Here is a 6,981-nt window from a genome sequence, read left to right as displayed (position 1 = left end):
ACCGCCCCGGGGCCGGCCGGCTCCGGCCGGCCCCGGGGCGGTGTCAGCTGGAGAGCACGGCCTTGAGCGTGGTGCCGTCCGCGACGGACCTGAGCGCGGCCTCGTGGTCGGCCAGCGGGTAGGAGGTCACCAGGCTCGCCAGGTCGAACCGCGCGCTGAGCGCGGGCAGCAGCTTCACGTACTCGGTGAGATGGGCGCCGGTGAAGGCCCAGGACCCGATCACGTCGAGCTGCCGGTGGACGATCTGGTGCGGGTTGAGCAGGGTGTCCCCGGCGTCCGTGTACTGGCCGATGATCAGGTACGCGCCGCCCCTGCGGGCCAGGGTGAGGCCCTGGGCGACCGCCACCGGGACTCCGGCGCACTCGATCACCAGGTCGGCGCCGTGGCCGCCGGTCTCCTCGCGGACCCGGTCGAGGGCGGCGTCCGTGCCGCCCGGTCCGGTGATGTCGACGTGCACGTCGCCGATGCCCGCCTTCGCCGCGAGGTCGAGCCGGCCCCGTGGGCCGCCGACGACGATGACCTTGGCCGCTCCGGCGAGCTGGGCGAGCGCGGCCGCGGCGAGTCCGACGGGGCCGCTGCCCTGGACCACGACGACCTCGCCGACGCGCACCGGGCGGCGCTCGTACAGGGCGTGGACGACGGTGGGGCCCGCGCAGGCGAAGGACATGGCCGCGATCGGGTCGATGCCCTCGTCGAGGCGGACGACGGTGGCGCCCTCGTGCAGCACGATCGCCTCGGCCCAGGCCCCGGCGAGCGGGGAGCCGTCGGCAAGCGCGCGGTTGACGCCGTAGGTGCGGCGGTTCTCGCAGAGGGTCGGCTCGCGGTGCAGCCGGCAGGGCACGCAGGTGCCGCAGGCGATGGAGGAGGCCCACATCACCGTGTCGCCGACGGCCAGTTCGGCGCCCGTGGCATCACGGCCCGGGGTGCCGGGGCCGAGCTCGACGACGGTGCCGAGGCCCTCGTGGCCGAGGACCAGCGGGGTGGGGATGGGCAGGTGTCCCGCCTTGAGGTGGAGGTCGGTGCCGCAGACGCCGCCGTGGCGACAGGCGACGACCATCCCGCCGGCCGGGGCCGCGGGGACGTCGAACTCCCTCAGCTCCAGCGGCTCGCCGAACCGCTCCAGGACGACGGCCTGTGCGCGCTTCACGCCGCGGCTCCTTCGAGGGCGTCGAGGAACGGGGCGTCGAGGGCGCGCAGCGGGTCGGTGTCGCGGCAGACGACGTAGTCGGGGCGCGGCTCGCCGTCCCAACGGGGCAGGTTGGTGGTGTCGTTGTACGTCATGATGAGCAGTCTGCGCGGGAACGGCGACATGTTCGGGGCCGAGCCGTGCACGATCTCGGGCGAGAAGAGGACGACCGATCCGGCCCGCCCCTTGGGGCTGACCATGCCGCGTTCGGCGACGAGCCCGGAGAGCTGCTCCTCGCTGAGGGCGATGTCGTCGGGGTCGAGGTGCTGGGCGGACTTCGCGGTGGCCTTGCGGGCCTTGTTGACCAGGCCGGAGCGGTGCGAGCCGGGGAGGAAGATGACGGGCCCGTTGAACTCGTCGACGTCGTCGAGGAAGACGGCGACGTTGACCTGGAGCGGGGCGGGCAGGTTGTCGGCGATCTGCCAGGCGACGTAGTCCTGGTGCCAGGACCACTTCTCGCCGCCGAAGGCGGGCTTGGCGTTGATCTTGAACTGGTAGACGTAGACGTCGTCCGTGAGGAGCTGCTGGACCGGGACGAGCAGCCGGGGGTCGCGGATCAGGCCGGCGTACTCCGGCTGGCGGTGGTGGGAGGCGTACACGGCGCGCACCTCGTCGCGTCCCTCCTCGGCGACGCGCTGGGGGCCGGGTACCTGGCAGTCGCGGTCGAACGCCTCGCGGAGGCGTGCGATCTCGTCGTCTCCCAGCGCGGAGTCGAGCAGGAGGAATCCGTCCTCCTGATAGCGGTCCATCTGTTCCTGGGTCAGACGCATGCGAATTCTCTCCAGACGTTTCGGAAAGCGAGAGGAAGGGGAGGGAGGGGGACGGGCCCCGGCTTTCGTGGGCCGGGGCGCCTATCCCATGAAATTCCCGCCGTCGACGATGAGTTGCTGCCCGGTGACATAGCCGCTCGTGGCGGTCACCAGGAATTCCAGAGCATCGGCGATGTCCTGCACCGTGCCGATTCGCCGGGAGGGAATGGTGCGCAGGATCTCCGCGCGCCGACCGGGGTCGTCGAGCCCGTAGCGCTCCACGACTTCCGGGGTGTCCGTGAATCCGGGAATGAGGGAGTTGACCCGTACCGCGGGGGCGAGTTCCAGGGCGAGGCATCGGGTCAGGTGGAGCAGTCCCGCCTTGGCCGCGCAGTAGTTCGCCCCGTTGGCGCGGGGCCTGATCGCCGTGGTGGCGCCGATGTTGACGATCGATCCCCGTCCCGCCTCGACCATGGCCGGGGCGAGCGCCCTGGTCAGCCGGAACGGTCCCGAGAGGTTGGTGGCCAGGACCTGGTCCCAGTCCTCGTCGGTGAGGTCGAGGAAGGGTCGGTCGCAGTTGACGCCGGCGTTGTTGACCAGGACGTGGGGCGCGCCGCCGGCCGCGAGGATCCGCTCGCAGCCCTCCGTGACGTCCCGGGGGCGCGCGACGTCCATGCGGACCGGTTCGATCGCCCCTTCGCCCTCGGCCGCCGCCTCCTTCGCCACGGCCTCGTCGCTGCGGTAGAGGGCGTAGACGTGGTGGCCGAGGGCGGCGAGCCGCAGGCTCAGGGCGAGCCCGATCCCGCGGGTGCCGCCGCTCACCACCGCTGTGCGTCGTGTCATCGTCAGGACCAGTACTGGAGGGTGCCGCCCGCGGTGACGCCCAGGAAGAACGAGAGGGCCACCCGCCGGCCGGGGCCTTCGTTGCCGCGCACCGCGTGGTAGTTGCGCGGGTCGAAGAGGACCGCGTCCCCGGCGCCGGGGCGCACGGTGACGCTGGGTTCCCGCTCGGCCAGGCCCTCGGCGTAGCCGTAGCCGTCGCGGACATCCTCGTCGCCGGGCTGCCAGCGGCGGCGGTAGATCCGGGTGGCGCCGCCGCCCTCGGGCATGGACAGGTACCAGTTGAACCCGAGCTGCGCGATGACCGGGTCGTCGAGGGCGCCGGGCAGTTCGCGGGCGATCTCGTCCCAGTGCATCTTCATGCCGCCGGTGGTCTCGCGGATCATGCCGGCGTACATGGGCCGGCCGTCCGCGGTCGCGGGCCGCATCTCGCCGCCCCAGGCCCCGCGGATCCGGTCGACGGCCGTGTCGAGCGGGTCTCCGCCGTCGAGCAGCGTCGACCGGTGCAGGGCGGACTCCCGGGCGTCCTGCCAGTAGGCGTCGCCGAGTCCGTGGACGTCGTAGTGGTCGTACGCCGCGGGGCCCAGCTTGGGGATGCGCGGGACGACGATCTCCTCGTCGTAGGAGCCCATCGGGCAGTTGTCGAGTCCGGTCAGGACGCTGCCGCATTCCTCGGGGCTGCCGAAGTTCTTGATGTGGACGGCGCCGATGGTGCCGGCCGCAAGACCGACGAGGTGGTCGCGGGTGAGTTTCTCGGCGCTTTCGACGGTTTCCACGTCGAAGAGGACGTAGATGGGGGTCTGATTGCTGCTGACGTTCTCACGCGTCGGTACGGTGGTTGTTCCCACAGGTTCTCCAGATGGTCGCTCGAGGAATAACCGTCTGTCTCTCGTGTTTCCCTCGACTTCGACGGTACGAGGGGCCGGTCGCCCCGTTGCACCCCTATCGGCCCCTAAGCCTTCAGGGGGTCGATGTGTGCCGTGAGGGTGGCGATGACCTCGCGCTGCCGCTCGGCGAGGTAGAAGTGCCCGCCGGAGAAGACCCGCAGGGCGAAGTCGGCCGTGGTGTGGTCCCGCCAGGCGGCGGCCTGTTCGGCCGTGACCCGGGGGTCGACGTCGCCGATGAGGGCGACCACGGGACAGTTCACCCGGGCGCCGGCCTCGGGCCGGTAGGTCTCCACGGCGGCGAAGTCGGCCCGGATCGTGGGCACGACGAGCTGGAACAGCTCGGGGTCGTCCAGCATGCGCACGTCGGTGCCGCCGAGCTTCTGCAGTTCGGCGAGGAGGGCCCGGTCGGGGAGGCGGTGGATGCCGTCGTCCCGGCTCAGCGCGGGGGCGCGCCGGCCGGAGGCGAGGAACAGGTCCGGTGCCCGGCCCGTGCCGAGGCGTTCCAGGGCACGGGCGGTCTCGAAGCCGACGACGGCGCCCATGCTGTGTCCGAAGAAGGCCAGGGGCCGGTCCGCGGGGACGTGGGCGGCCAGTTCCGCCGCGATGGTCCGGGAGAGTTCGCCGACGCTCTGCGCACAGGGTTCGCGGTGGCGGTCCTGGCGGCCCGGGTACTGGACGGCGATGACGTCGTACCGGGCCGACAGCGCTTCGGAGTACGGGTAGTAGAAGCTGGCGGACCCGCCCGCGTGCGGGAAGCACACGAGCGTGGCGCCGGCCCGGGCCGGGGTACCGTGGTAGCGGCGCAGCCACGGCCCGGGGTGGTCGAGCGGGAGGGTGCGCCCGCCGCCGGCGGGCAGGCTCGTCGCGGTCACGAGGCCACGAGGTCGCCGCGGAACAGCCCGGAGCCCTCCGGGGTCTCCGCCGGGTCGGAGCCCAGGTGCCGGACGGTGTTGTGCTCGTCGACGAAGACGACCCGCGGTTCCAGCTCGCGCGCCTGGGCGTCGGTGACGGTGGCGTACGCGATGATGATCACGAGGTCGCCGGGGCTGATGAGGCGGGCGGCGGCGCCGTTGATGCCGATGACGCCCGAGTCGCGCGGGCCCTCGATGACGTACGTGGACAGCCGGTTGCCGTTGTTGATGTCGACGATGTCGACCTTCTCGCCGGGCAGCAGGTCGGCGGCCTCCATGAGTTCGGCGCTGATGGTCACCGAGCCGACGTAGTGGAGGTCGGCCTGGGTCACCTTGGCGCGGTGGATCTTGGACTTGAACATGGTTCGGTACACGGTCTTCTCGTCTCCTGAGGAGTGACGGTGGGAGGTGTTCGGGAGGGGGTCAGTGCTCGCCCATGCGGCGGCGCAGGCCGAGCGGGCGCAGGTCCGTCCAGTCGGCGGCGATGCGGTCCAGGCAGTCCTCGCGGGTGCCGGTGAACCCGACGGTGTGCCAGCCGGCCGGCGGCTCCTGGTCGGAGGGCCAGACGGAGCGCTGCTCCTCGTCGTTGACCACGACGGACCAGGTGGGGGCGGCGGTCGCGGCGGTCATCGGGCGTCACCGGCCGGCTTGGTGCCGGAGAACATGAAGAACACCAGCATCATCGAGGCGTCCGGGCGGGCCAGGAACTCGTCCATGGCGTCGGCGGTGACCTCGCAGGGCCGCTGGGCGGCCGGGTTGACGGCGACCATGGCGGCGGTGCGGGAGCGGATGTTCAGCTGCGGGGCGAGGACGTCCAGGCCGACCTCCTCGCTGGAGATGGCGATCGCCTCGACCTTGATGTCGGTGAAGCCCGCGGCCTTCATCAGCTGACCGAGCTCGCGGCCGATGAGGCGGTTGCCGCCCCGGCTGGCCTGGAGCTGGATGCGCAGCTTGACGACCTCGTCGAACTCGGGCAGGTCGGGCTGCGGGTGCAGCAGGCCCCACAGGGCGTCGTCGACGTCGGTGACGACGAGCTTGCCGCCGGGGCGCAGGGTGCGGTGGATCTCGGCGAGCGCGTCGGGGGTGTGCGGGACGTGCTGGAGGACCAGGCGGGCCAGGGCGAGGTCGTAGCTCTCGTCGGGCAGGCCGCTCTCCAGGATGGAGCCCTGGACGAGGGTGAGCTGCTCGGGGCGGGCCGGGGTGAGGTGGCCGCGGGCGTGCTCGATCAGGTCCTCGTTCAGCTCCAGGGCGGTGAGGGTGCCGTCCGGGATCTCCTCCAGGAGGCGCTCGGTGATGTAGCCGGGGCCGGGGCCGATCTCCAGGACGTCGGCGTCGGTGGTGAGGCCGAACTCGCGCAGGGTGCGGGCCTCCTTCTGCCAGGAGGCGGCGACCTGCTGGCGCAGGCGGTGGATCTCGTTCTCCGGCGCGTGGTGCTCGCCGGGCTTGTAGTACGAGGAGGGGCGGGACAGGTCGGCGCCCGGGACCTCGGAGGCGTCGGTCTGCGGGGTCTGGGTCACGGTGGTCATGGGGTTCGGTGTCTCCGTCGGTAGGGGTTCGTCAGGTGGGTCGGGTGGTGGTCAGTGGGGCGCCGGGAGGTACCCGGTGCGCACGAAGTAGTCGAGGTAGGTGCGGAACAGGTCCGCGTCGAGGGGCGGGCAGCTCACGCCGGTGCCGGCGAGGTGGGCCCGGGTGTCGTCGTCGGAGAAGCGGACGGCGACGAAGCCGCCGCCGGCCGGGTCGAAGAGGCTGAGCAGCGGGTAGGCCGCGTTGTCCGGGTCGGCCTTGATGAGCTCGACCCAGTCGCCGAGGCTCTTCTCCACGAGCGGATGGCCGTGGTCGCGGACGTGGTCGAGGACGTCGGCGAGGGGCACCGGGCGGGTGTTGACCTGGTGGTGGATGCCGCCGAGGGCCTCGGGGCGCGCGGCGACGGCCACGATCGCGCGGGCGACGTAGTCGACGGGCACGAGGTCCGCCTCGGCCGTGATCCCCTCGGGGACGGCGCCGGCCTGGACGCAGCCCTTGACGACCCGCCACAGGAAGTCGTCGGCCTGGCAGGCCCCGGTCACCGTGTGGCCGGCGATGCGCGCGGGGCGGTGCACGGTCACGGGGACGCCCTGCTCCCGGGCGAGCGCGACGACCTGCTCGGCGACCCACTTGCTCTGGGTGTAGCCCTGGCGCAGTTCCTCGGGCGGTCCGGTGACCGCGGTCTCCGACAGCGCTCCGCCGTCGGCCGGCGGGCCGGCGAAGACGCCGACGGTGGAGACGTGGTGGACGGCCGCGCGGCCGGTCGCGGTGGCGAACCGGAGCACTTCCCGGGTGCCCTCGACGGTGGCCGGGCTGAGCTCCTCGTACGGCAGCACGAGGTTGACGGCCGCCCCGGAGTGGTAGACGGCGTCGATCCGGGCCGC

9 protein-coding genes are annotated in these 6,981 nt (G+C 72.5%); all 9 read right to left on the bottom strand.

What is annotated here, in order from left to right; translation table 11 throughout:
* Window positions 1–43: 43 nt before the first annotated feature.
* Window positions 44–1,147 carry a zinc-binding dehydrogenase gene (locus CCN56_RS32000; RefSeq protein ID WP_218779473.1) on the bottom strand — a complete coding sequence of 368 codons (1,104 nt, stop codon included), beginning with the start codon at window positions 1,145–1,147 and terminating at the stop codon, window positions 44–46.
* Window positions 1,144–1,956, bottom strand: a complete 813-nt coding sequence (locus CCN56_RS31995) for a phytanoyl-CoA dioxygenase family protein (protein WP_086831385.1) — start codon at window positions 1,954–1,956, stop codon at window positions 1,144–1,146. Before CCN56_RS31995 ends, CCN56_RS32000 begins: the two co-directional genes overlap by 4 nt.
* An 81-nt stretch (window positions 1,957–2,037) precedes the next feature.
* Window positions 2,038–2,778 carry an SDR family NAD(P)-dependent oxidoreductase gene (locus CCN56_RS31990; protein ID WP_086831384.1) on the bottom strand — a complete coding sequence of 247 codons (741 nt, stop codon included), beginning with the start codon at window positions 2,776–2,778 and terminating at the stop codon, window positions 2,038–2,040.
* A 2-nt stretch (window positions 2,779–2,780) separates the two neighbouring features.
* Window positions 2,781–3,623, bottom strand: a complete 843-nt coding sequence (locus CCN56_RS31985; RefSeq protein ID WP_086831383.1) for a 2OG-Fe(II) oxygenase — start codon at window positions 3,621–3,623, stop codon at window positions 2,781–2,783.
* 104 nt (window positions 3,624–3,727) lie between these two features.
* Window positions 3,728–4,534 (bottom strand): thioesterase II family protein, encoded by an 807-nt coding sequence (locus CCN56_RS31980; RefSeq protein WP_306300648.1) that lies wholly within the window; start codon window positions 4,532–4,534, stop codon window positions 3,728–3,730.
* Entirely contained in the window at window positions 4,531–4,947 is a 417-nt protein-coding gene (panD, locus tag CCN56_RS31975; RefSeq protein ID WP_086831382.1) for an aspartate 1-decarboxylase, read from the bottom strand. Before panD ends, CCN56_RS31980 begins: the two co-directional genes overlap by 4 nt.
* 49 nt (window positions 4,948–4,996) lie before the next feature.
* Window positions 4,997–5,203: an MbtH family NRPS accessory protein gene (locus CCN56_RS31970; protein WP_086831381.1), complete on the bottom strand. Its 207-nt coding sequence runs from the start codon at window positions 5,201–5,203 to the stop codon at window positions 4,997–4,999.
* Window positions 5,200–6,099 carry a class I SAM-dependent methyltransferase gene (locus CCN56_RS31965; RefSeq protein WP_086831380.1) on the bottom strand — a complete coding sequence of 300 codons (900 nt, stop codon included), beginning with the start codon at window positions 6,097–6,099 and terminating at the stop codon, window positions 5,200–5,202. Before CCN56_RS31965 ends, CCN56_RS31970 begins: the two co-directional genes overlap by 4 nt.
* A gap of 51 nt (window positions 6,100–6,150) precedes the next feature.
* Window positions 6,151–6,981, bottom strand: an 831-nt coding sequence (locus CCN56_RS31960) for a thioester reductase domain-containing protein (RefSeq protein WP_143664686.1), incomplete at its 5' end; no start/stop codon positions are given.

It is taken from the genome of Streptomyces sp. NRRL B-24572 (assembly GCF_002156145.1).
GTDB lineage: Bacteria > Actinomycetota > Actinomycetes > Streptomycetales > Streptomycetaceae > Streptomyces > Streptomyces vietnamensis.
The sequence above is the reverse complement of the archived record's forward strand: the minus strand, read 5'-3'. Positions and strand labels throughout refer to the sequence as shown.

Bases quoted from the DNA above. Each gene is read 5' to 3' on its own strand.
- CCN56_RS31995 (WP_086831385.1), bottom strand. From the start codon at position 1,956: ATGCGTCTGACCCAGGAACAGATGGACCGCTATCAGGAGGACGGATTC.
- CCN56_RS31990 (WP_086831384.1), bottom strand. From the start codon at position 2,778: ATGACACGACGCACAGCGGTGGTGAGCGGCGGCACCCGCGGGATCGGG.
- CCN56_RS31970 (WP_086831381.1), bottom strand. From the start codon at position 5,203: ATGACCGCCGCGACCGCCGCCCCCACCTGGTCCGTCGTGGTCAACGAC.
- CCN56_RS31965 (WP_086831380.1), bottom strand. From the start codon at position 6,099: ATGACCACCGTGACCCAGACCCCGCAGACCGACGCCTCCGAGGTCCCG.